Origin of the sequence: Thermoanaerobacter sp. A7A (assembly GCF_000445185.1) — a bacterium.
Classification (GTDB): domain Bacteria; phylum Bacillota; class Thermoanaerobacteria; order Thermoanaerobacterales; family Thermoanaerobacteraceae; genus Thermoanaerobacter.
The window spans coordinates 1-1230 of the sequence record NZ_AVAF01000048.1; the positions used below are offsets into that span (position 1 = coordinate 1).

Genomic DNA, 1230 nt, shown 5'->3' on the forward strand with positions numbered 1-1230 from the left:
TAAGAAGTGCAGGTATTCTATATAAAAAATCTATAAAATCTATCAAATTTATTCTCCTTTCTTTAATTTTTCTATCAGTTTTTTCAAAAATGCAATTTCTTCATCTCTTGTAGCAATAATTCCATTAATTTTCGCCTCAAACACATTATCCATTAATTCCCCATATAAAGAACCGGGAGGAAGTCCTAAATTTTCTATGTCTTTTCCCTTTACAGTCAATTTCCCCTTTATAATTTTTTCGGCTTTTTCTCCTTCCATTACTTCAATAGCTTTTAAAACTTCTTCTTTTGTTTCTTCTATAGTTTTTCTTATTTTTCTGATATTTTTATTTTGGCAATTGAGTTGCTCTCTCAAAAAAACCAAGTCTTTTAAAGCCTTGAGATAAATTTTATTTATTCGCAACCTCTTTTCAATTTCATTAATATCTTTTTCTTTTAGATAGTAAAAAAGCACTAAAAATCTGTATAATTCAATTTCTAAATTTACATATACTGTATCGAGATGTTGAGTATTAAGTGTAATTCCATCAAAAATAACTTTATCAATACCGTAATAAATAAGCTTATCAATCATCTCTTTGGCTTTACTTTCTTTTAAAATTAAAAAGATTTCATTCCTTATTCTATCAGCAGACAAAAGTCTGATATTTTCTGTCGAATCCTTCATCAAATTATGCGTCTTTTCTTCGATCTCAAAAGAATATCTAGTAGCATATCTTATAGCTCTAAATATTCTGGTAGGGTCATCAATAAAACTTTTAGGATGAAGGACTCTAATTAAACCCTTTTTTAAGTCCTCTAATCCATTAAAATAATCCAAAATCTTCTCTTCTATTACATCATAAGCCAAAGTGTTTATAGTAAAATCTCTTCTTGCCATGTCATCGTATATATTTGAAAATTCGATTGTTGGCAGTGCAGCAGGACGTTCATAATACTCTTTACGAGCAGATATAACATCAATAGAAATACCGTCATAACTTAAGGTAGCAGTCCTAAAAGCTTCATACACTACAATATCACCTTTTAAATAAGAAAGCAATATATAAGCAAACTCAATACCGTCTCCTTCCACTACTACATCAATATCAAGGTTTTTAACCCCTAATAAAAAGTCTCTTACAACTCCACCTACAATATAAGATTTAATTTTTGTTTTTAAAGAAATTTCTTTCAGCAGTTTAATTAAATCTATTTCATTAACCTCTATACGCAAAAAAATCACCCCTTT

The 1230-nt window shown here is 28.5% G+C and carries 1 protein-coding gene; it reads right to left on the reverse strand.

The features are described from left to right. Window positions 1-48: 48 nt before the first annotated feature. Window positions 49-1215 carry a CCA tRNA nucleotidyltransferase gene (locus M663_RS0103060; RefSeq protein ID WP_029687887.1) on the reverse strand — a complete coding sequence of 389 codons (1167 nt, stop codon included), beginning with the start codon at window positions 1213-1215 and terminating at the stop codon, window positions 49-51. Between the last annotated feature and the right edge of the window lie 15 nt (window positions 1216-1230).